The organism is Bradyrhizobium sp. JR3.5 (genome assembly GCF_054057015.1).
This window is the reverse complement of record NZ_JBSRYV010000002.1, coordinates 3,428,155-3,450,300: the sequence shown is the minus strand read 5'-3', so window position 1 is coordinate 3,450,300 and position 22,146 is coordinate 3,428,155. Positions and strand designations below refer to the sequence as shown.

The following is a 22,146-nucleotide window of genomic DNA, read 5'->3' as shown; positions in this document are numbered from 1 at the left end:
ACTACGTAAATGGCAAGTGCATTTGATCTTGCTGATGCTGCGGCCCCGCGAACATCGCGGCCTTCTCGAATTGCAGGCGGCTTGGCGCGATCGCCGGCCGCGGGCGATCAACTTCAACGTGTGAACGGCTTCACACGTCATCGTCTCCAACAATTGTAAATATTGATCGGCTTCCACGCCGGTCGCAGGAGTGCTCATGACGACCATACCTGCCTATACAATCGGTGGTTTAACGCGCCCCGAACTTCACCTCGATCCGACCGGACATATCATTCTTGATCCGGCCGCGCAGGCGTTCGCCGACACGTATGGTCTGCAGTATCTCTACCTCGGCTGCCCTCCCGGTACGCTCTGGCCGCCGATCCAGGGCTTCCTGGCGCCGCCGACCGACGCCAAATTCCAGCACCAACACGGTCGTTGAAGGCGCCGCAGCCAACACCTCGGTCGGCATCACCGCGCAGTCGAGCAGCCTGATCGGCCTTCCGGTCACCTATTCGCTGACATCCGATTCCTCCCATGGCGGCTTCAAGGTCGATCCGAACACCGGCGTGATCTCGGTCGCCGATCCCACCAAGGTCGACTTCGAGAGCTCCGGCGGCAGCTACATCGTCAATGTGCAGGCAACCGACGGCATCTTCGCCTCGTCGCAGAGCTTCACGATCGCGGTCAGCAACGCGCCGCCATCGACACCGGTCGACAGCAACGCCGCCGCCAACGCCGTCAACGAGGGCGCCGCCGTCAATACCCTGGTCGGGATCACCGCATCGTCGGCCGATGTCAACGGCCCCGGCGTCACCTATTCGCTGACCGGCGATACGTCCGGCGGCGGCTTCAAGATCGATCCCAACACCGGCGTCGTCACCGTCGCCGATTCCACCAAACTCGACTTCGAGACCGCGCCGAGCCACGCCTACACCATCACCGTGCAGGCCAGCGACGGCCATGGCGGCTTTAGCTCGCAGAGCTTCACGATCAACGTCAACGACGTTCCGGTCTCTACGCCGGTCGACACCAATCCCGCCGCCAACAGCGTCGTCGAAGGCGCCGCCGTCAACACGCTGGTCGGCATCACGGCGTCCGCGGTCGATCCGAACGGTCCCGCAAGCACCTACTCGCTGACCGGCGACACCTCCGGCGGCGGCTTCAAGATCGATCCCAATACCGGCGTCGTCACGGTCGCCGATCCGACCAAGCTCGACTATGAGAGCGCGCCCGGCCACGCCTACACCATCACCGTGCACGCGACCGCCGGCGCGACCTCGTCGACCCAGACCTTCACCATCGGCGTCACCGACGCACCGCCGTCGGCGCCCACCGATACCGACGTCACGGCCAATTCGGTGGTCGAAGGCGCGGCCATCGGTACCGCGGTCGGGATCACCGCCCACGCCACCGACATCAATGGCGGCGCCGTGACCTATTCGCTGGTCGGCGATGCGCACGGCTTCACCATCGACGCTGCGACCGGCATCGTCACCGTCGCCGATCCGACCAAGATCGATTTCGAAACCGCCCCCGGCCACGCCTACACCATCACCGCGCAGGCCAGTGACGGCACGCTGACCAGCACGCAGAATTTCACCATCAACGTCACCGACGTGGCGCCATCGACCCCGGTCGACAGCAACGCCGCAGCCAACACCGTCGTCGAAGGCGCAACCGCCGGCACCGCGGTCGGCATCACCGCGCATGCGGTCGACATTAACGGCCCGGCCGTGACCTATTCGCTGACCGGCGATACCTCCGGCGGCGGCTTCGCGATCGATGCGGCGACCGGCATCATCACCGTCACCGACCCGACCAAGATCAACTATGAAAGCGCGCCCGGCCACGCCTACACCGTGACGGCGACCGCCAGCGACGGCACGCTCGCGAGTTCGCAGACCTTCACCATCGGCGTCACCAACGCGCCGCCGTCGGCCCCGGTCGACGCCGACGCCAACGCCAATTCGATCGCCGAAGGCGCGGCCAACGGCTCGACGGTCGGCGTCACCGCGTCGGCGATCGACGTCAACGGCCCGCCCGTCACTTACTCGCTGGTCGGCGACGCCTCCGGCGGCGGCTTCACCATCGACGCGACGACGGGTGTCGTCACCGTCGCCGACGGCACCAAGATCGATTACGAAAGCGCGCCCGGCCACGCCTACACCATCACCGCGCAGGCCAGCGACGGCCAGGGCGGCACCAGCACGCAGAGCTTCACCATCGCTGTCACGGACGTTGCGCCATCGACCCCGGTCGATAGCGACGTCGCCGCCAACACGGTCGTCGAAGGCGCCGCCGCCGGCAGCACGGTCGGCATCACCGCGTCGGCGATCGACGTCAACGGCCCGGCCGTGACCTATTCGCTGACCGGCGACACCTCGGGTGGCGGCTTCACCATCAACGCGACGACCGGCGTCGTCACCGTCGCCGATCCCACCAAGATCGATTACGAAACCAGCGGCGCGGCTCACAGCTATACCATTACCGCACAGGCGAGCGACGGCACGCTGGCGAGTTCGCAGACCTTCACCATCGCCGTTACCGACGTTGCGCCGTCGACCCCGGTCGACAGCAACGTCGCCGCCAACAGTGTCGTCGAAGGCGCCGCCGCCGGCAGCACGGTCGGCGTCACCGCGTCATCGACCGACGTCAATGGCCCGGCCGTCACCTATTCGCTGGTCGGCGACACCTCGGGCGGCGGCTTCACCATCAACGCGACAACGGGTGTCATCACCGTCGCCGACCCCACCAAGATCGACTACGAGAGCAGCGGCCCAACCCATTCCTACGCGGTGACCGCGCAAGCCAGCGACGGCACGCTCACGAGCTCGCAGACCTTCACCATCGCCGTCAACGACGCCCCGCCGTCGACCCCGGTCGATGCCGACGCCACCCCCAATTCGATCGCCGAAGGCGCGGCCAACGGTTCGACCGTCGGCATCACCGCATCGTCGGTCGACGTCAACGGCCCGGCCGTGACCTATTCGCTGATTGGCGACACGTCCGGCGGCGGCTTCACCATCAACGCGGCTACGGGCGTCATCACCGTCGCGGACTCGACCAAGATCGACTACGAAAGCGCGGCCGGGCACGCCTATACCGTCACCGCCCAGGCGAGCGACGGTACGCTCGTGAGTTCGCAGACCTTCACCATCGCCGTCAACGACGTCGCGCCATCGACCCCGGTCGACAGCGACGGCGCCATTAACCGCGTCGCAGTCGGCGCACCGGTCGGTTCGGGAACCGGCGTGACGGCATCCTCGACCGACGTCAACGGCCCGGCCGTGACCTATTCGCTGGTCGGCGATACCTCCGGTGGCGCCTTCACCATCAATGCGGCAACCGGCAAGGTCACGGTCGCCGACCCCACCAAGATCCACGCCGCCGATCCGTCCTACGACGTCACGGTCGATTCCTCCGACGGCACGCTGCACAGCCAGCAGACCTTCACCATCGCGGTTGTCATCGACGCAGCCCCGGTCGTCACCGCCGGCCACATCCTGGGCTACACGGAAAACCAGGTCGCGACCCCGATCGATCCGGCGATCACCGTCACCGACTCCGACACCGCCACGCTCGACCACGCGACGGTGCAGATCACCGATCATTATGTGAGCGGCGAGGACGTCCTCGGCTTCGTCAACACCGCCACGATCACCGGCACGTTCGATGCCGCGTCCGGAACGCTGACGCTGACCGGCATCGATTCCGTCGCCAACTACCAGGCCGCGCTGGCGTCCGTGACCTATTTCAACACCAGCGACAATCCGTCCGGGCTGGCGCGCACCGTCACGATCACGGCCAATGACGGTACGCTCGACAGCACGCCGGTCACCGACACCATCAACGTCACCCCGGTCAACGACCCGCCCGTGGTCACCGCCGGCCACGCGCTGAACTACACCGAGAACCAGGTCGCGATCGCGTTCGACCCGGCGATCACGGTCACCGACGTCGACAACACCACGCTGGCCGGCGCGACCGTGCAGATCACCGGCAACTATGCCAACGGCCAGGATGTCCTGGGCTTCACCACCATCGGCAACATCACCGGCACGTTCGATGCCGCGACCGGCAAACTGACGTTGACCGGCACCGACACGGTCGCCAACTACCAGGCCGCGCTGGCCTCGGTGACCTATTTCAACACCAGCGACAACCCGTCGGGCCTGGCGCGCACGGTGACGATAACAGCCAATGACGGCGCCGCGAATTCCACGGCAGTCACCGACACCATCAACGTCACGCCGGTCAACGATCCGCCGGTCACGTCAGCCGGCGGCACGCTGAACTACATCGAGAACCAGGCCGCGACCGCGATCGACACGTCGGTCAACGTGTCCGACGTCGACAGCGCCAACATGGCCAGCGCCACGGTTGCTATTACCGGCGGCTTCGCCGCGGGCCAGGACGTGCTCGGCTTCATCAACCAAAACGGCATCAACGGATCGTACAACGCCGCGACCGGCGTTTTGACGTTGACCGGCTCCTCCAGCGTCGCGAACTACAAGGCCGCGCTCGACTCCATCACCTATTTCAACACCAGCGACAATCCGTCCGGGGCGGATCGTACCGTCAGCTTTACGGTCAATGACGGCTCGCTGGACAGCAACACCTCGACCTCGACCATCCATGTCACGCCGGTCAACGACGCGCCGGTGATCAGCTTCGGCGCCATCGCCGGATTCACCGAACCGCCGAATGGCGCGCCGGCAGCGAACTCGACGCCGGTGACGATCACGCCAAACCTGACGATATCAGACGCCGAAGGCAACAACCTGACCGATGCGACCTTCGTGCTGAACGATCTGAAGCCGTCGGACGCGCTCTCAATCGCGGGGCACGCCGGCACCAGCGGGGACATCGGCGGGATCCACTTCGACATCAGCAGCACCGCCGGAACGGAAACGATCAGCTTCACCGGCACCGACACGCTGGCGCACTACAATGCGGCGCTCGACCTGATCCAGTTCAACAACACCAGCGAAAACCCCGATACCACCGCGCGTTCCTATACCCTGACCGTGCACGATGACGGCGGCACCGCCAACGGCGGCAACAACACCGGGACGGCATCGACGACGGGAAGCGTGACCGCCGTCAACGATGCGCCCACCGCGACGGTGCCGGCGGACAATTCGATCGGCACCGCCTTCTCGCACACCAATCTCACGATCGCCGGCCTGTCGGTCGCCGACGTCGACGCCGGCAGCGGCAACGTCACGGCGACGATCGCCTCAAACCACGCGGCCCTGAGCTTCGACACCACGGGGCTCGCGAGCTTCACCAACAACGCCAGCCACACCGTCACGCTCACCGGCACCATCGCGCAGGTCAATACCGCGCTGGCGACGCTGACCTACAACAGCGACGACGGCTTCACCGGCTCGGATACCGTCACGCTCAACGTCAACGACAACGGCAACACCGGCACACCCGGCGCGCAAACCTCCGGCCCGCAGACCTTCCATGTCGGCGTCGTGCCGCAGGTGTTCTACATCGACAACTCGACGACAGGCACTAGCCTCAACCTCGGTACCCAGCACGATCCCTACACCTCGATCGCGGCCTTCAACGCGGCGAATCCGGCCGGCTCCGGCGACTATGTCGTGCTCGAGCACGGCACCGGCACCTACAGCGAAGCCAACGGCATCAACCTCGCCAGCGGCGTCAACCTGATCGGCGGCAGCCATACCCTGACGTTCACCAATCCGGTGACCAACGCCGCGGTGACCGCGAATGTCGGCTCCGGCACCGATCCGGTCATCCATGTCACCGGCGCCGACAACGGCATCGACCTGCTCGGCACGTCGGGCCACACCATCACCGGCGTCAGCATCGACACCTCGGCCTCGACCGGCATCGGCATCAGCGACGACGGCAACAATGTCGGCACCGTCACGATGTCCGACATCACGGTCAAGACGGCCAGCGGTGCCGGCTTGAGCTTCACCCATGGCGGCACCATCACCGTCACAGGCAGCAACAACACCATCACGTCGACGACTGGCACCGCCCTCGATGTCGAGCACACCAACATCGGCGCCGACAATCTCACCTTCAAGAGCATTTCGGCGACAGGCTCGTCGGGCAATGCCGGCATCATCCTCGACACGACGGGAACGGCCGGCGGGCTCACGGTCACCGGGACCGGCTCCGCGGGATCCGGTGGCACGATCAACAACAAGACCGGCGGCGACATCCTGAGCGGCACCGACGCCGGCGGGCAAACCACATCGGGCGACGGCGGTACCGGCATTTTCCTGCACAACACCGCCAACGTGTCGCTGACTGACATGACGCTGCACGACTTCAGCAACTTCGCGATCTACGGCAATGGCGTCACCAATTTCACGCTCGCCAACAGCGCGATCAGCGGCACCAACGGCACCACCAATGCCGGCGACCGCGAGGAAAGCAGCATCCGGTTCGACAATCTGCTCGGCACCGCGTCGATCACGGGATCGAGCATTTCGGGCGGCTTCACCCAGAATGTCGATCTCTACAACACCAGCGGCACGCTGAACCGCCTGACTATGGACAGCGACACGTTCGGCCTGATCGGCTCGAGCGGCAACGACAACGTCCTCGGCCAAGTCTACAACTCCGCGACCGCCAACTACACGGTGACCAACAGCACGTTTTCCGGCACGCGGTCCGACTTCATCGCGTTCGCCGCCAACAACAATTCGTCGATGGACGCCGTAGTGCGGAGCAACACCTTCCACAACGGCCAAGCGATCGTTCCCGGCGGCGGCACGGCGGTCGACATCAGGAGCGGCTCCGGCGGCAATGTCTCCGCCGCGACCACCACGTTCGACATCTCGCACAACATCCTGACCGACGGCGGCGCCAACGCCTTCGACACGGTCGGCATTTTCGTGGCGAAGGGCCAGGACAACGGCACCATGTCCGGCACCATCGCCAGCAACGATATCGGCCCGGCGAAGGTGGGATCCAACTCCGACGGCATCTTCGTCCGCGACGCAGGCGCCGGCAGCTTGACGACGCTGATCCAGAACAACACCATCACCGGCGTCGGCGACGCCGGCATCGCGCTGCAGAATAACGACGGCAGCTCGACCCTCAACGCCACGCTCTACGGCAACTCGGTGTCGTCTCCGACCTCCAACAGTCCGTTCGCGGCGCTCGATGTCGAGAACGGCGCGACGGCGACCGACACCAGTACGACGAATGTCGTCATCGGCATGGGTGCCGGCGGCACGGGCAGCAAGAATACGCTGAACCATAGCACGCTCTACGCCACCGACGTCGAGTTGAGCAATTTCGGCGCCAGCACCCATCTGAACCTCTCGAAGAACGGTTCAACATCGGGGACCGCCGCAGGCGTGATCACCGACGACAACACCAGCACCACGGGCGGCATCACCGTCGACACCACGGGCGGCAACGGCACGACGACGCTGGTCGGCACGCTGCCTGCGCTGCCCGCGGTGGTCGCGCCGCTGCTTGCCGAAGCGGGCGGCGTTCAGGCGTCGACCCCGAGCACCGGCGAGATGCACCTGACGCAGGCCGAGCTCAATTCGGCGGTGTCGGCGGCGATCGCCGATTGGGCGAGTGCGGGCGCCAACGCGACGCAGCTCGCCCTCCTGCATGCCGCGACCTTCAGCATCGCCGACCTCGCCGGCCAGATTGTCGGTCAGGAAGGCGCCTTGCATATCACGATCGACGCCGATGCCGCCGGCCATGGCTGGTTCATCGACCCGACCCCGTCGGACAATTTCGAATTCACCCACGCCGTCAACGCCGCCGGCACCGATCTCTTGACCGATCCGTCGACGGCGGCTGCGGGTCATCTCGATCTGCTGACCACCGTGGTCCACGAACTGGGTCACGTGCTCGGCCTCCCCGACTCCGTTTCGCCATCCGATGCCAACAGCCTGATGTATATCGGCATCGCCGACGGCGAGCGCCGGCTTGCCACTACTTCGGATGTCGCCCAATCCAATGCGGCCCTGCAAAAGGCGATGCCCACGCAAGGCACCTCAACCTCGAACCAGCAAACCGCCACTTTGCAGACCACCGGTACGCTCAAGGTGACCGGCGGCGACAGCTTCGACTTCTCGTCATTGACCCAGACGCAGTCGCAGACCAACACAAACCACGTGGATGTGGCCACGAACACGCAGACTTTATCCGATCTGTTCAGCGGGCAGTCCAGTGCCGCGACGCCATGGTGGGTCGGCCACGAGGCGGCCTATGCCGCCATGGGCGGCAACCCGACCGATCATCTCCAGACCCATCACGATCTGGTGGTTTGATCGAACGGCGCGAGCAACGCCTGCCGGAACGATCCGGCAGGCGTTGCGATTCGGTCGCGCCGCATTCGCATCGGTCGTTGTGGCGAAGCGAACGTCATCGCAACGACATCTGCGCGTCACGCAGCCAGACAAAAAATCACGAAACTTCGGCAATCGTTTAGGTTGCACTTCGCGTAAAACACGCTATCGTGCATTTGTAATCGCCCGACCGCATTTGCCTTGCATTTTCATTAATTGAGTCACTGACGAGACGGATCGTCTGACGGAGGATCGATGTCCCTACCGTTTCTCTCTGAAATCAGGATGATGTCGTTCAACTTTCCGCCGAAAGGCTGGGCCTTTTGCAATGGCCAGTTGCTGCCGATCAATCAGAACCAGGCGCTGTTCTCGTTGCTCGGCACGATCTATGGCGGCAATGGCCAGACCACCTTCGCGCTGCCCAACCTGCAGGGAAAAGTGCCACTGCATGCGGGGTCGGGATTCACGATCGGGCAGACCGGCGGTGAAACATCCCACACACTATCGATCGCCGAGATGCCACAGCATCCGCATACGTTTCAGGGCACGACCAACGGCGCAGACAACGCCGCGGTCACCAACAATCTGATGGCGACGTCGGCCAATCTCTACACCGCTCCCGCCAATTTGACGACGCTGGACCCGAGCACCGTCGGCAATGCCGGGGGCTCGCAGCCTCACGAGAACATGCAACCCTATCTCACGCTGAGCTTCTGCATCGCATTGCAGGGCATCTTCCCCTCCCGGAATTGAAGGACGCGCGCCATGGGCCAGCCTTACGTGGGCGAGATCCGCATGTTCGCCGGCAATTTTGCGCCGGTTGGCTGGATGCTCTGCCAGGGACAGATCCTGCCGATCTCCCAATACGACACGTTGTTCAATCTGATCGGAACCACCTATGGCGGTGACGGCCAGCAGACATTCGCGCTGCCGAACCTGCAAGGTCGGCTGCCGCTGCACCAGACCAGCGGCTTCGTCATCGGGCAGACCGGCGGCTCCGAACAGGTGACGCTAACTACGCAGCAACTCCCCGTTCACAACCACTCGATGGCAGCGTCCCTGAACAACGCGACCGGCAACACGGTGACCGGCAATGTCGTGGGCGCGGTGGGAGCGACCCAGATCTACCGCGAGGTCGCAGCCGCCTCGCCGATGGCGAGCCAGGCGTGCTCGCTCGTCGGCGGCAGCCAGCCGCACGATAACATGCAACCCTACCTCTGCTACAACTTCATCATTTCACTGTTCGGCGTTTACCCGAGCCAGAACTAGGACGGGACCATGTCTGATCAATTCCTGGCCGAGATCCGCATTTTTCCGTTCGACTTTGCGCCGACGGGGTGGGCCCTCTGCAACGGCCAGCTCATGCCGATCTCGCAGAACACCGCGCTTTTCTCGCTGCTCGGCACCTACTATGGCGGCGACGGCAAGAGCACTTTTGCGTTGCCCAACCTGCAAGGCAGCGCGCCGATGCAGCAGGGGCAGAGCTCCTCCGGCACTTTCTACGACATCGGGCAGACCGCCGGTACGACGACCGTGACCCTGCTGCAAAGCGAGATGCCCCAGCACAACCACGGGGTTCTAGGCAATATCAATCAGTCTCAGCTTGCCACGCCCAGTCCGGCACGATCCCTTGCACGGGCAAACCCGGGACAGGCCTACACGGCGACGCTGACCAACGTTTCGCCGTTCTCGGCAACCAGTTCAATTCTGCCGAACGGCGGCAGCCAGCCCCACAACAACCTGATGCCCTATCTCACGTTGAATTTCTGCATCGCGTTGCAGGGCATTTTCCCGCCGCGCAGCTAGAGCGTGTTCGAGCGAAGTGGATACCGGTTCGCGTGAAGAAAACGCGTCAAAACAAGAATCAAGAGCTCCGTTCCGATTCAATCGGAACGGAAAAGGCTCTAGACCGGCCATGACGGATGGTTTGAGCACTGATGCGGCTGCCGCGGCGTTCGGATGGACGCGCGCCGCGGATGCGGGCCTGAGCTTCCGTCGTATCGCCGATGCCGATTTACCCTTCCTGTCGCGGCTCTATGCTTCGACGCGCACCGATGAACTGGCAGTGACACCGTGGAGCGCGGAGCAGAAGGCCGCTTTCCTGGCGATGCAGTTCCAGGCGCAGCATGCGCATTACCAGCAGCACTATCCGACGGCCGACTGGCTGGTGACGATGCGCGATGGAGAGGATATCGGCCGCCTCTATGTCGACCGCTGGCCGAGCGAGCATTGCGTCATCGATATCGCCTTCCTGCCCGAACATCGCGGATCGGGTCTCGGCGGCGCGCTGATGCGCGACCTGCTCGACGAGGCCGCCGGCGCAGGCAAGGCGATGTCAATCCACGTCGAGAAGTTCAATCCGGCGATGCGGCTCTACCGCCGGCTCGGCTTCGTCACCGAGGAAGACAAGGGCGTCTACGACCTGATGCGCTGGCGCAGGACCGCAGGTTCCGACCGTCAGGTGAAGACCGCCTGATAGCCGTTGCCGTCTCCGAGCGGGCCGATCGGCACCAGGAAGATCTCGATCAGGCCCAGCGCCGGAAGCCGCACCGGATAGATCGCCTGCGGCAGCCATGCTCCCTTCGGCCCCGCGAACAGCAGCGAGAACGCGCCGCCCGGCCGGCCGCTGTTGCCCGCGGGCTCGACCTTGGTGAGCCTCAGCGCCACGACGCCTTCCGCCGTCTGCATCTCGAACTCCGCGCCCTGATGCGACCGGAAGTCATCGATATGCAGTTTCGCGAGATCGACGGTGGATGTCATGCGCACGCCTCTGTTGCCTTCGAGGTGTAACACACGCTGCGATGTTGCCGTCAAGATTTCTGCCGGCCATCCGCTGTCCGAACCAAAGCTCTCCGTCATTCCGGGGCGCCGGGGAATGACGGGTGGATGGAGCCGTGCCTCTCCTGCCGCACCGGCTTTCCCTGCGCTCTCTGCTCAAGTGGAGGGCAAGTAAACGCAAGACTCGGGCGCCGCGCGCCGCGAGGATGGAGATGTATGACTCACAAGCCGCGCAACATACTCGGTGTCGTCCCGGCGGAGGCCGGGACCCATAACCCCAAATGCAAGTCGTTGCGCGATGCCGGAATCACGAGTCCCGTTCATTACATCTGCTGCGGCGTATGGGTCCCGGCCTTCGCCGGGACGACGGCGGTGAACGCGGAGCCTCCGACCGTACAACCCAGAGCCCTGATGACGGCCCCGATTTCCTCCGCTAACCTCTCGGCAAAGGGCCGCCGGCAAGGCGGGCCATCTTGAGGGAGGACAGCCGCGTGCATCGAGGCCGTGTGGTATTCGGCGCCATGGACGAGGTCGTGTTCGGGCGGCCCGCCCGTGAGGCCATCGTCGAGCAACTGGACCGGCTGGGCGCCCAGCGCGCCTTCCTGATGGTGTCAGGTACGCTGAACCGCGAAACCGACGAGATCGAAAAGGTCCGTCAGGCGCTCGGCGCCCGCTGTGTCGGCACCTTCGACCAGATGCCGGCGCATACGCCGCGCGCCGCGGTCATCGCGGCGGCGGCACAGGCGCGTGATGCGAAGGCCGATCTGATCGTCACCATCGGCGGCGGTTCGATCACCGACGGCGCCAAGGCGGTGCAGCTTTGCCTCGCCAACAACGTCACGACATCCGACGGCATCGACACGATCCGCACCCGCGGCGGCGTCTCGCCCGAGATGAATCCTCCGGCCGTGCGCCAGATCAGCGTGCCGACCACGATCGCCGGCGGCGAGTTCTCGTCGATCGCAGGCGTCACCAACGAGGCCAAGCGGCAGAAGGAGATGCTGCGCCATCCCCTGGTGATGCCGCGCGCCACCATCCTCGATCCGGATATCTCGGTGCACACGCCGGACTGGCTGTTCCTGTCGACCGGCATCCGCGCGGTCGATCATTGCGTCGAGGGCATCTGCTCGCGCGAGGCACATCCCTACGGCGATGCGCAGGCGCTGAAGGGGCTCGAGATGCTGGCGCAGGGCCTGCCGCGGGTGAAGGCCGACCCGAAGGACATCCCGGCGCGGATGGATTGCCAGATCGGCACCTGGCTGTCGACCGGCCCGCTCGCCTCCGGCGTGCCGATGGGCGCGAGCCACGGCATCGGCTACGTGCTCGGCGCCGAGTTCGACGTGCCGCACGGCTACACCTCATGCGTGATGCTGCCGGCGGTGATGCGCTGGAACAGGAGCGACAATGCCGACCGGCAGGCGCTGGTCGCGGCCGCGATGGGTCATCCGGGCGCGGACGCCGGCGACGTGCTCGACCGCTTCATCCGCGACCTCGGCATGCCGCGCAGCCTGAGGGAGGTCAACGTCGGCCCTGAGCATTTCGACCGCATCGCGGCGGGTGCGATGCGTACGCCCTGGGTGCCGCGCAATCCACGCAAGATCGACGGTCCATCCCAGGTCCGCGAGATTCTGATGATGGCCGCTTAAAGCATGATCCGGAAAAGTGCGAAGCGGTTTTCCGACAAGATCATGCTCGAACAAGAAGCAAAGTAACGCTGAGGGGAGATCTGAGCTTCGATGTACACCGGCAAGCATGCTTACCTGCGCCCGCTGCAACCGGCCTTCATCATGGCCGGGACCGGCGAGATCGTCACCTATCGCGAGCTCGAGGCACGCAACAACCGTCTCGCGCACCTGTTCCGCAACCGCGGCATGAAGCGGCTCGACCACTATTCGATCTTCATGGAGAACAACAACCGCTACCTCGAAGCCTGCGGCGCCGGGGAACGTTCCGGCCTCTACTTCACCTGCGTCAATTCCTACCTCACGGCCGGCGAGCTCGCCTACATCCTGACCAACAGCCAGTCACGAATCCTGATCACCTCGAAGCTGAAGCTCGACATCGCGCGCGAGGCGCTGAAGGAGTGCCCGCAGGTCGAGCTCTGCATCGTGGTCGACGGCGACAGTGAAAGCGATCGCATCGTCGGACTGCAACAGGCGACCGCTGGCCTGCCGGCGACGCCGATCGCGGACGAATATGCGGGCACCGCGATGCTCTATTCGTCCGGCACGACCGGCCGGCCGAAGGGCATCGTGCGGCCGCTGCCCGAGCAGCCGCCGTCGCAAAACCTGCCGCTGTTCGATTTCCTGACCAAGCTCTGGCACTACCGCGAGGGCATGGTCTATCTGTCGCCGGCGCCGCTCTATCACTCGGCGCCGCAGGCCGCGGTCAATCTCACCATCCGGATGGGCGGCACCGTCGTCATCATGGAGAGTTTCGATCCCGAGCGCTATCTCCAGCTGGTCGAAAAATGGGGCATCACCCATAGCCAACTGGTGCCGACGATGTTCTCGCGCCTGCTGAAGCTGCCCGAGGAGGTTCGCGCCCGCTACGATCTGTCGACGCTCGAGATCGCGATCCATGCCGCAGCGCCCTGCCCGGCGCTGGTCAAGGACGACATGATCAAATGGTGGGGCCCGATCATTCACGAATATTACGGCGCGACCGAGGGCCTCGGCTTCACCGCCTGCAACAGCGAGGAGTGGCTCGCCCATCGCGGCACCGTCGGCAAGGTGCTGCTCGGCGACCTGCATATCCTCGACGAGAACATGCAGCCCTGCCCGAAGGGCACGCCGGGCACCGTGTGGTTCAAGACCGCGACGCCGTTCGAATATTTCAACGATCCGGCCAAGACCAGCGAGGCCCGCTCGGCGGACGGCAGCATGAGCACGGTCGGCGACGTCGGCTATGTCGACGACGACAACTTCCTCTATCTGACCGACCGCGCCACCTTCATGATCATCTCCGGCGGCGTGAACATCTACCCGCAGGAATGCGAGAACCTCCTGATCACTCATCCCAAGGTCGCCGACGCCGCGGTGTTCGGCGTGCCCAATGTCGATCTCGGCGAGGAGGTGAAGGCGGTGGTGCAGCCGGTCGACGGCATCGCGCCGGGGCCGGAACTCGCCGAGGAGCTGATCGCCTTCTGCGCAAGCTCGCTGTCGCGCCAGAAGGTGCCGCGCTCGGTCGATTTCGAGGCCGAGCTGCCGCGGCTGCCGACCGGAAAACTCTACAAGCGCCTGCTGCGCGATCGCTACTGGGGCAACAAGACCTCGCGGATCGTATGAACAGGCGATGCGGCGGGCCGGGCCCTCGCAGCCGGGGACGTCGGGCGGCGTAACGGACTCGCCCCTCGCGCGGATTTCGCGCTATGCTCCGGGATCGCAAGCCAGCTTCGCCGGAGGCCGCCATGCCGTCGCCCCAACCGCGCGAGCCCGAGCCGGTACAGGCCGGAAGGCTCGAATTCACCGCCGCCGAGATCGGTGCGCTCGCCCATCTCTATCGTGGCGAGGTCTACCGCAGCACGGTCTGGCGCACCCGCCTCGACAGCTCGACCAACTGGGCGGTGGTCACGACCGGCATCGCGCTGTCGGCGACCTACAGCAGCGCGGAGGCTTCGCCTTTGCCGATGGTGCTGGTCGGGTTGCTGGTCACGGTGTTTCTGTTGTTCGAGGCGCGGCGTTATCGCTACTTCAACGTCTGGCGCGCCCGCGCGCGGTTGCTCGAAACCGATTTCTACGCGCCGATGATCCGCGGCGAAGGTCCCTCGCCGGGCTCGGCCTGGACCGAGCTGCTCGCCAACGACTACCGCCGCCCGAGCTATCACATCAGCCTTGCCCGGGCGATCGGCCGACGGCTGCGCCGGACCTATGGCTGGATCTTCGCGATCCAGGCCATCGCCTATTACGGCAAGCTGGCGATCCACCCCCTGCCGCTTACCACGGTGAGCGAGATCTGGGACCGCGCCTCGATCGGCCCGATTCCGGGAGCCATCGTGGTTCTGGCCGGCGTCGCCTTCCATTCCAGCTGGGCGCTGTTCGCCTTCGTCACGCATCGCATGGAGGTCGCCGACCGGCGGACGCGGCACAAACTGATCGCGATGGGGTGAGGCGGCGCGAGCCGCGTTGCCGCTGGCAGGCTTTTCCCCTAACCTCGCCGCAACAAGAAACGTCAGGGAGGATTTGCCGATGGAAGTGATCCCACTGCGCGAGGGATTCGGAGCCGAACTGCGCGGCGTCACGCTTTCGGATATTGCCGCCAGCGATGCCGCCTATGCCGCGGTGCGCGCGGCATTCGAGGAACACTCGGTGCTGGTGTTCCGCGGCCAGGAGGTCAGCGACGACATCCAGCTCGCCTTCTCGCGCCGCTTCGGCCCGCCCGAGACGACCAAGGTCGGTTCGATGGGCACCGGCTCGCATTTCGTGATCCTCTCGACCTTCGGACCTAACGGCAAGGTGGTCCCCTCTGATCATCGGCAGCAGCTGCGCGCCAGGGCCAACCAGCTCTGGCACACCGACTCCTCGTTCAAGCGCGTGCCGGCGCTGACCTCGATCCTTTCCGCGCGCATCATCCCCGAACATGGCGGCGAGACCGAGTTCGTCTCGATGCGGCTGGCCTTCGAGCGGCTCGACAAGGATGTGGCCAAGCGGCTGGAGAACTCCTTCGCCTGGCACTCCTATGCGCATTCGCGCAGCAAGGTGGCCTCCGGACTCGCGACGCCGGAGGAAGTCGACGCGCTGCCGCCGGTGTGCTGGCGCATGGTCTGGCGCAATCCCGTCAACGGCCGCGGCGCGCTGTATCTCGCCTCCCACGCCTATGGCGTCGAGGGCATGGACGCCGATGCCGGCAAGGCGCTGATCGAGCAGCTGACCGGAGCCGCCACCGCGCCCGGCGTCAGCTATCTGCATCAATGGAAGCAGGGCGACGTCGTGATGTGGGACAACCGCGCCACCATGCATCGCGGCCGCCCTTGGCCGGCGCATGAGGGCCGCCTGATGATCCGTACCACGATCTCGGCGACCGAGGCGGACGGTGTCGCGAACATGCAGCCGCCCTCAACGCAGGCGGCGGAGTGAGGCGAATGCTCCCTGCCCGTCATCCCCGCGCAAAGGCTTCGCCTTTGTCGCTGGAGGCGCGAGCGCAGCGAGCCTCGAAGGATGAACGGCCCGGTCAGTGGCCGTCGATCCTTCGAGACGCGCGTTCCGCGCTCCTCAGGATGACGGAGAACAAGTATGCGGTAACGTTCGCAATCGGCGACAAACTGTCGCTGATTGCAAGCCGTTTCACGTCACGCCCGTCAGCAATGGCAATCGAATTCGAACGGAGATTCGTAACTTCATAGCAAAACAGACTGAGTTCCGCACAATCACAGTCATTATTCCCCGTCCGTGGAAATTTTAATGCTGCCACGTCATCCGAATTGCCAATCCCCGCACCGCCCTCGCCGGTTGCCCGACAGCCTCACCGTGGTATCGTCGATGCCAATCGGCCATTGAGACCGAAATTCGTGGAGGGGACCATGCGGAGCGTGCAAGCGCTGGCCGTCGCGGTGTTGTCTGTGCTGACCATCGGCGACGTTTCACGCGCAGCCGAGCCGAAATCCGGCGGCATCTTCAGGATCTATCACCGCGACAGTCCCGGCAGCGCCTCGATCCACGAGGGTGCGACCTATTCGGTGAACATTCCGTTCATGCCGATCTTCAACAACCTCGTCATTTTCGATCAGCACATCGCGCAGAACAGCGCCAACACGATCCGGCCCGAGCTTGCGGAGAGCTGGGCCTGGAGCGGCGACAACAAGACGCTGACCTTCAAGCTGCGCAAGGACGTGAAGTGGCATGACGGCAAGCCGTTCACCGCGGCTGACGTCAAATGCACCTTCGACATGCTAATGGGCAAGTCGCAGCAGAAGTTCCGGCAGAACCCGCGCAAGTCCTGGTACGACCAGGTCGACGAGGTCACTACCAACGGCGACTATGAAGCATCGTTCAAGCTGAAGCGGCCGCAGCCCGCGCTCTTGTCTCTGCTCGCCTCGGGCTATTCGCCGGTCTATCCCTGCCATGTGTCGCCGGCGGAGATGCGCACCAAGCCTGTCGGCACCGGCCCGTTCAAGTTCGTCGAGTTCAAGGCCAACGAATCGATCAAGCTCACCAAGAACCCCGATTACTTCAAGAAGGGCCTGCCCTATCTCGACGGCATCGAGTTCACCATTATCACCAACCGCTCGACGGCGATCCTCGGTTTCGTCTCGGGCAAGTTCGACATGACGTTCCCGACCGAGGTCTCGATCCCGCTGCTCAAGGACGTCAAGTCACAGGACTCCAAGGCGGTCTGTGTGGTGGAACCGAACAATGTCTCCACCAACATCATCATTAATTCGAGCGGACCGCCGTTCGACAATCTCGACATCCGTCGCGCGCTGGCGCTGGCGCTCGATCGCAAGGCGTTCATCCAGATCATGTTCGAGGGCCAGGGCGACATCGGCGGCACCATGGAGCCGACACCTGACGGCCTGTGGGCGATGCCGAAGGACATGCTGGAATCGATCCCCGGCTACGGTCCCGACATCGAGAAGAACCGCGAGGAAGCCCGCAAGCTGATGCAGAAGGCGGGCTATGGCCCGGACAAGCACCTGCAGATCAAGGTGTCGACCCGCAACATCGCGGTTTACCGCGATCCCGCGATCATCCTGATCGACCAGATCAAGAGCATCTACATCGACGCCGAACTCGACGTCGTCGACACCGCGCAATGGTTCCCGAAGATCGCACGCAAAGACTATTCGCTCGGCCTCAACCTCACCGGCAACGCCGTCGACGAGCCTGACCAGTCCTTCTACGAGAACTATGCCTGCGGCTCGGAGCGCAACTACACCAACTATTGCAACAAGGACATCGAGAAGCTGTTCGATCAGCAATCCGAGGAGACCGACCTCGACAAGCGCAAGAAGCTGGTCTGGGAGATCGACAAGAAGCTGCAGGAAGACGTCGCGCGCCCGATCATCTTCCATGCCCGGACCGGCACCTGCTGGAAGCCTTACGTGAAGAATGTCACGATCATGTCCAACAGCTCCTATAACGGTTATCGCTACGAAGACGTCTGGCTGGACAAGTAGGCAAAGCGTTTTCGAGCGAGGTGGCCACCGGTTCGCGTCGAGAAAACGCATCAAGAGAAGATTCGGGATTAGGGAGAGAGCCAGGGTGTTTGCCTATATCGTGCGGCGGCTGTTCCTGATGCTCGTGACCCTGTTCGGGATCTCGGTCATCATCTTCGTGCTGCTGCGCGTCGTGCCCGGCAACATCGTCGACATCCTGTTCGACGCCGCGGGCTTCGTCGATCCCGCCGACAAGGCCAATCTCGAGCGCGAGCTCGGCCTCAACCAGCCGATCGTGATCCAGTACCTGCACTGGATCGGCGGCCTGCTGCACGGCGACCTCGGCTATTCCTACGTCTCCGAGAAGCCGGCGCTGGAGGAGATCCTGCCGCGGATTCCGATCACCGCACGGCTTGCGGGGCTGGCGCTATTGTTCTCCGCCTCGATCGGCATTCCGCTCGGCGTCATCAGCGCTGTGCACCAGGGCTCGAAGCTCGATTATACGCTGCGCGTCGTCAGCCTCAGCGGCCTGTCGCTGCCGTCATTCTGGCTCGGCCTCTTGATCCTGATGGCCTCGGTCTCGCTGTTCGGTACCATGCCGATCTTCAATCCGAACCCGAAGACCTGGCTCGAGGCGTTGACCATCTATGCGGTGCCGGCGATGGCAGTCGGCTTCCGCAGCGCGGCGCTGACCATGCGCATCACCCGCTCCTCGATGCTGGAGATCCTGCGCCAGGACTACATCCGCACCGCGCGCGCCAAGGGTGCTTCCGAGGCCTCCGTGAACTATCACCACGCACTGAAGAACGCGGTGCTGCCGGTCATCACCGTGATCGGCATCGAGGCCGCATTCCTGATCGGCGGGCTTATCGTCACCGAGACCGTGTTCAACATTCCCGGCATCGCCCGCTTCCTGGTCGAGGCGCTGCGCTGGCGCGATTACCCGATCGTGCAGAACCTCGTGATGTTCATCGCGGTCGTCGTCGTGGTCGTGAACTTCATCGTCGACATGCTCTACGCGGCGATCGATCCGCGCATCCGGTTCGGAGACTGAACGCGTGGCAACGATCAATTTCGACAGCGAGCTGCGACGCGCCGGAGCCAACGCCACCGGCGGCTGGGGGCGGCTTGCGTTCCTCGCGCAGCGCCACGTGCTCGGCACAATCGGCCTGATCATCATGCTGTCGTTCGTGCTGACCGCGATATCAGCCGATCTGATCAGCCGCTACGATCCGCTCACCGTCGATTCCGCGCACCGGCTGGCCGCCCCCTCCACGCTGCACTGGTTCGGTACCGACTCCTTCGGCCGCGACGTCTGGAGCCGCATCGTCCATGGCGCGCGGATCTCGCTTGCGGTCGGCATCGGCTCCACGACGCTCGGCGCCACGCTCGGCGTCATCGTGGGTCTCACCTCCGGCTATCTCTCCGGCTGGGTCGACCTCGTGTTCCAACGGGTGACCGACATCCTGCAATCGCTGCCGCTCCTGGTGCTCGCGCTTGTGATGACCGCGGCACTCGGTCCCTCGCTGCCGAACGTGATCCTTGCCATCGCCATTCCCTTGATCCCGACGGTTGCCCGCGTGATCCGCGCCAATACGCTGGCGCTGCGCGAGCAGCCATTCGTGGAAGCCGCCAAATCGATCGGCATGAGCGAGACGCGCATCGCGCTGCGCCACGTGCTGCCGAACACGATCGCACCGCTGATCGTGCTGGCCACCGCGCAGCTCGGCTCAACCATCCCTCACCGAAGCGTCGTTGTCGTTCCTCGGCCTCGGCATTCCCGAGCCTTATCCGTCCTGGGGCCGCATGCTGTCGGAATCCGCCGCTGAATATGTCCGCACCGCGCCGTGGCTGGTGATCTTCCCCGGCATCGCGATCAGTCTCGCGGTGTTCGGCACCAATCTGTTCGGCGACGCGCTGCGCGACATCCTCGATCCGAGGCAGCGCGGCTGATGAGCGACGCTATTGCGGCAGAGACGGTTCTCGAGGTGAAGAACCTGCAGACGGTATTCTTCACCAACTCCGGCCTGTTCCGCGCGGTCGACGACGTCTCGTTCTCAATCCGCCGCGGCGAAACGCTGGCGATCGTCGGCGAATCCGGCTGCGGCAAGAGCGTCAGCGCGCTCTCGATCATGCGTCTGGTGCCCGATCCGCCCGGCCGCATCGTCGGCGGCTCGGTGACGCTCGAGGGCACCGACCTCCTGAAGCTCGACGATGCCGCGATGCGCGCCATCCGGGGCAACCGCATCTCCATGATCTTCCAGGAGCCGATGACCTCGCTCAATCCGGTGATGCGGATCGGCGACCAGATCACCGAGGCCGTGCGCCTGCATCGGAAGATGAGTAGCAAGGAGGCATGGGCGCAGGCGGTCGACATGCTGCGGCTGGTGCGCATTCCCGAACCGGAGCGCCGCGCGCAGGAATATCCGCACCAGCTCTCCGGCGGCATGCGTCAGCGCGCCATGATCGCGATGGCGCTGGCCTGCCGGCCGGCGCTCCTGATCGCGGACGAGCCGACCACCGCGCTCGACGTCACCATCCAGGCGCAGATCCTCGCGCTGATCGTCGATTTGCAGCAGCGGCTCGGCACCGGGCTGATCCTGATCACCCATGACCTTGGCGTCGTCGCGCAGACCGCGCAGCGCGTGATCGTGATGTATGCCGGCAAGAAGGTCGAGGAGGCGACAGTTGAATCCTTGTTCGAAACGCCGCTGCATCCCTATACGCGCGGGCTGATGGCCTCGATGCCGGCGGTGATCGCGCTGGGCGCGAAGACCGATGCGCGGCTGACCGAAATTCCCGGCATGGTGCCGTCGCTGACCAATCTGCCGCCCGGCTGCGCCTTCGCGCCGCGCTGCAAGTTCGCGATCGACCGCTGCCTCAAGGAGTATCCGCCGCTCGACGAGGTCAAGAGCAATCACTGGGCGGCATGCTGGCGCGCCGGCGAGATGCTGGAGGCGTCATGACCGAGCAACGCCCGCTCCTCGAGGTGACCGATCTCGTCAAGCACTACGCGGTGCGCGGCGGCGTGCTGCGCCGGCAGGTCGGCACCGTTCACGCAGTCGACGGCGTCAGCTTTTCGCTCGGCACCGGCGAGACGCTCGGGCTGGTCGGCGAATCCGGCTGCGGCAAGTCGACGGTGGCGCGCACGGTGCTGCGGCTGGTCGAGCCGACCAGCGGCGCCATCAAGCTGGATGGCGAGGACATCGCACCGCTCAGCAAGAGCGCGCTGCGGCCGTATCGCCGCTCGATGCAGATCGTGTTCCAGGACCCGTTCGCCTCGCTCAATCCACGCATGACGGCCGGCGACATCGTCGGTGAGCCCCTGATCGTGCATGGGCTCGCGACCGGCGCGAAGAAGCAGGAGCGCGTCGCGGAGCTGTTCCAGCAGGTCGGTCTCCGGCCCGACCAGATGAAGAACTTTCCGCATCAATTCTCCGGCGGGCAGCGTCAGCGCATTTGCATCGCCCGCGCGCTGTCGCTCGGCCCGCGGCTGATCGTCTGCGACGAGCCGGTCTCCGCGCTCGACGTCTCGATCCAGGCGCAGGTGATCAATCTGTTGATCGACCTGCAGCGCAAGCAGAACTTCTCCTACCTGTTCATCGCGCACGATCTCGCGGTGGTCGCCCATATCAGCCACCGCGTCGCCGTGATGTATCTCGGCCGGATCGTCGAGATCGCCGACAAGCACGAGCTGTTCGCCAACCCGCGGCATCCCTATACGCAAGCACTGCTCGCCTCTCGGTTCCGATCGCCGACCCCAAGGCGAGGCGGCTCGCGCCGATGATCGACGGCGACGTGCCGAGCCCGATCAACCCGCCGCCTGGCTGCGCCTTCCACACCCGCTGCCGCTACGCGATCGATCGCTGCAAGACCGAGCGCCCGGCGTTGCAAACGGCCGGCACGGGGCATCAGGTCGCCTGCTGGCTGAATGATGGGACGGGGCGGGACGAGTGACTCCACTGTAGTCCCTGCGAAAGCAGGGACCCA

Annotated in this window: 13 protein-coding genes and 2 pseudogenes; 14 read left to right on the top strand and 1 reads right to left on the bottom strand. The window is 64.8% G+C overall.

From position 1 onward, the window contains the following. The first annotated feature begins 308 nt into the window (after positions 1-308). From ACVWW1_RS33355 to ACVWW1_RS33335, 5 genes are all read left to right on the top strand, one after another. Positions 309-8,267, top strand: coding sequence for a cadherin domain-containing protein (locus ACVWW1_RS33355; RefSeq protein ID WP_456658815.1), 7,959 nt, complete (start codon positions 309-311; stop codon positions 8,265-8,267). 273 nt (positions 8,268-8,540) lie between these two features. Next, positions 8,541-9,038, top strand: a complete 498-nt coding sequence (locus ACVWW1_RS33350; protein WP_176534149.1) for a phage tail protein — start codon at positions 8,541-8,543, stop codon at positions 9,036-9,038. Between the two features lie 12 nt (positions 9,039-9,050). Then, entirely contained in the window at positions 9,051-9,554 is a 504-nt protein-coding gene (locus tag ACVWW1_RS33345) for a phage tail protein (RefSeq protein WP_456658814.1), read from the top strand. A 9-nt stretch (positions 9,555-9,563) separates the two neighbouring features. Further along, positions 9,564-10,091 carry a phage tail protein gene (locus ACVWW1_RS33340; RefSeq protein WP_456658813.1) on the top strand — a complete coding sequence of 176 codons (528 nt, stop codon included), beginning with the start codon at positions 9,564-9,566 and terminating at the stop codon, positions 10,089-10,091. A 109-nt stretch (positions 10,092-10,200) separates the two neighbouring features. After that, positions 10,201-10,761, top strand: a complete 561-nt coding sequence (locus ACVWW1_RS33335; protein ID WP_456658812.1) for an N-acetyltransferase family protein — start codon at positions 10,201-10,203, stop codon at positions 10,759-10,761. On the opposite strand, the gene ACVWW1_RS33330 is transcribed toward ACVWW1_RS33335, so the two are convergent. After that, positions 10,743-11,045, bottom strand: a complete 303-nt coding sequence (locus tag ACVWW1_RS33330) for a DUF6916 family protein (RefSeq protein ID WP_456658811.1) — start codon at positions 11,043-11,045, stop codon at positions 10,743-10,745. The genes ACVWW1_RS33335 and ACVWW1_RS33330 overlap by 19 nt on opposite strands. A gap of 509 nt (positions 11,046-11,554) precedes the next feature. Here ACVWW1_RS33330 and ACVWW1_RS33325 point away from each other — a divergent pair. The 9 genes and pseudogenes from ACVWW1_RS33325 (at position 11,555) to ACVWW1_RS33285 (ending at position 22,113) form a co-directional block, all read left to right on the top strand. Further along, positions 11,555-12,709: an iron-containing alcohol dehydrogenase gene (locus tag ACVWW1_RS33325; RefSeq protein ID WP_456658810.1), complete on the top strand. Its 1,155-nt coding sequence runs from the start codon at positions 11,555-11,557 to the stop codon at positions 12,707-12,709. A 90-nt stretch (positions 12,710-12,799) separates the two neighbouring features. Next, positions 12,800-14,350 (top strand): AMP-binding protein, encoded by a 1,551-nt coding sequence (locus tag ACVWW1_RS33320; protein ID WP_456658809.1) that lies wholly within the window; start codon positions 12,800-12,802, stop codon positions 14,348-14,350. A gap of 122 nt (positions 14,351-14,472) precedes the next feature. Beyond that, complete coding sequence (locus ACVWW1_RS33315; RefSeq protein ID WP_420831851.1) at positions 14,473-15,171, top strand: DUF2270 domain-containing protein; 699 nt, start codon at positions 14,473-14,475, stop codon at positions 15,169-15,171. A 79-nt stretch (positions 15,172-15,250) separates the two neighbouring features. After that, complete coding sequence (locus tag ACVWW1_RS33310; RefSeq protein WP_456658808.1) at positions 15,251-16,138, top strand: TauD/TfdA dioxygenase family protein; 888 nt, start codon at positions 15,251-15,253, stop codon at positions 16,136-16,138. A gap of 443 nt (positions 16,139-16,581) precedes the next feature. Beyond that, entirely contained in the window at positions 16,582-18,177 is a 1,596-nt protein-coding gene (locus ACVWW1_RS33305; protein ID WP_456658807.1) for an ABC transporter substrate-binding protein, read from the top strand. 85 nt (positions 18,178-18,262) lie between these two features. Beyond that, positions 18,263-19,210, top strand: a complete 948-nt coding sequence (locus ACVWW1_RS33300; protein WP_456658806.1) for an ABC transporter permease — start codon at positions 18,263-18,265, stop codon at positions 19,208-19,210. Between the two features lie 4 nt (positions 19,211-19,214). Beyond that, a pseudogene (locus ACVWW1_RS33295) lies at positions 19,215-20,109 on the top strand (ABC transporter permease). Further along, positions 20,109-21,122, top strand: coding sequence for an ABC transporter ATP-binding protein (locus ACVWW1_RS33290; RefSeq protein WP_456658805.1), 1,014 nt, complete (start codon positions 20,109-20,111; stop codon positions 21,120-21,122). The pseudogene ACVWW1_RS33295 and the gene ACVWW1_RS33290 overlap by 1 nt, the downstream one beginning before the upstream one ends. Continuing rightward, positions 21,119-22,113 (top strand): annotated as a pseudogene (locus ACVWW1_RS33285) (ABC transporter ATP-binding protein). Before ACVWW1_RS33290 ends, ACVWW1_RS33285 begins: the two are co-directional and overlap by 4 nt. Positions 22,114-22,146 lie beyond the last annotated feature (33 nt).

What these genes read in the sequence shown, in the direction of transcription:
- ACVWW1_RS33345 (WP_456658814.1), top strand. Translation starts at nt 9,051, where the DNA reads ATGGGCCAGCCTTACGTGGGCGAGATCCGCATGTTCGCCGGCAATTTT.
- ACVWW1_RS33320 (WP_456658809.1), top strand. Translation starts at nt 12,800, where the DNA reads ATGTACACCGGCAAGCATGCTTACCTGCGCCCGCTGCAACCGGCCTTC.
- ACVWW1_RS33330 (WP_456658811.1), bottom strand. Translation starts at nt 11,045, where the DNA reads ATGACATCCACCGTCGATCTCGCGAAACTGCATATCGATGACTTCCGG.
- ACVWW1_RS33355 (WP_456658815.1), top strand. Translation starts at nt 309, where the DNA reads ATGGTCTGCAGTATCTCTACCTCGGCTGCCCTCCCGGTACGCTCTGGC.
- ACVWW1_RS33290 (WP_456658805.1), top strand. Translation starts at nt 20,109, where the DNA reads ATGAGCGACGCTATTGCGGCAGAGACGGTTCTCGAGGTGAAGAACCTG.
- ACVWW1_RS33350 (WP_176534149.1), top strand. Translation starts at nt 8,541, where the DNA reads ATGTCCCTACCGTTTCTCTCTGAAATCAGGATGATGTCGTTCAACTTT.
- ACVWW1_RS33335 (WP_456658812.1), top strand. Translation starts at nt 10,201, where the DNA reads ATGACGGATGGTTTGAGCACTGATGCGGCTGCCGCGGCGTTCGGATGG.
- ACVWW1_RS33340 (WP_456658813.1), top strand. Translation starts at nt 9,564, where the DNA reads ATGTCTGATCAATTCCTGGCCGAGATCCGCATTTTTCCGTTCGACTTT.
- ACVWW1_RS33310 (WP_456658808.1), top strand. Translation starts at nt 15,251, where the DNA reads ATGGAAGTGATCCCACTGCGCGAGGGATTCGGAGCCGAACTGCGCGGC.
- ACVWW1_RS33315 (WP_420831851.1), top strand. Translation starts at nt 14,473, where the DNA reads ATGCCGTCGCCCCAACCGCGCGAGCCCGAGCCGGTACAGGCCGGAAGG.
- ACVWW1_RS33305 (WP_456658807.1), top strand. Translation starts at nt 16,582, where the DNA reads ATGCGGAGCGTGCAAGCGCTGGCCGTCGCGGTGTTGTCTGTGCTGACC.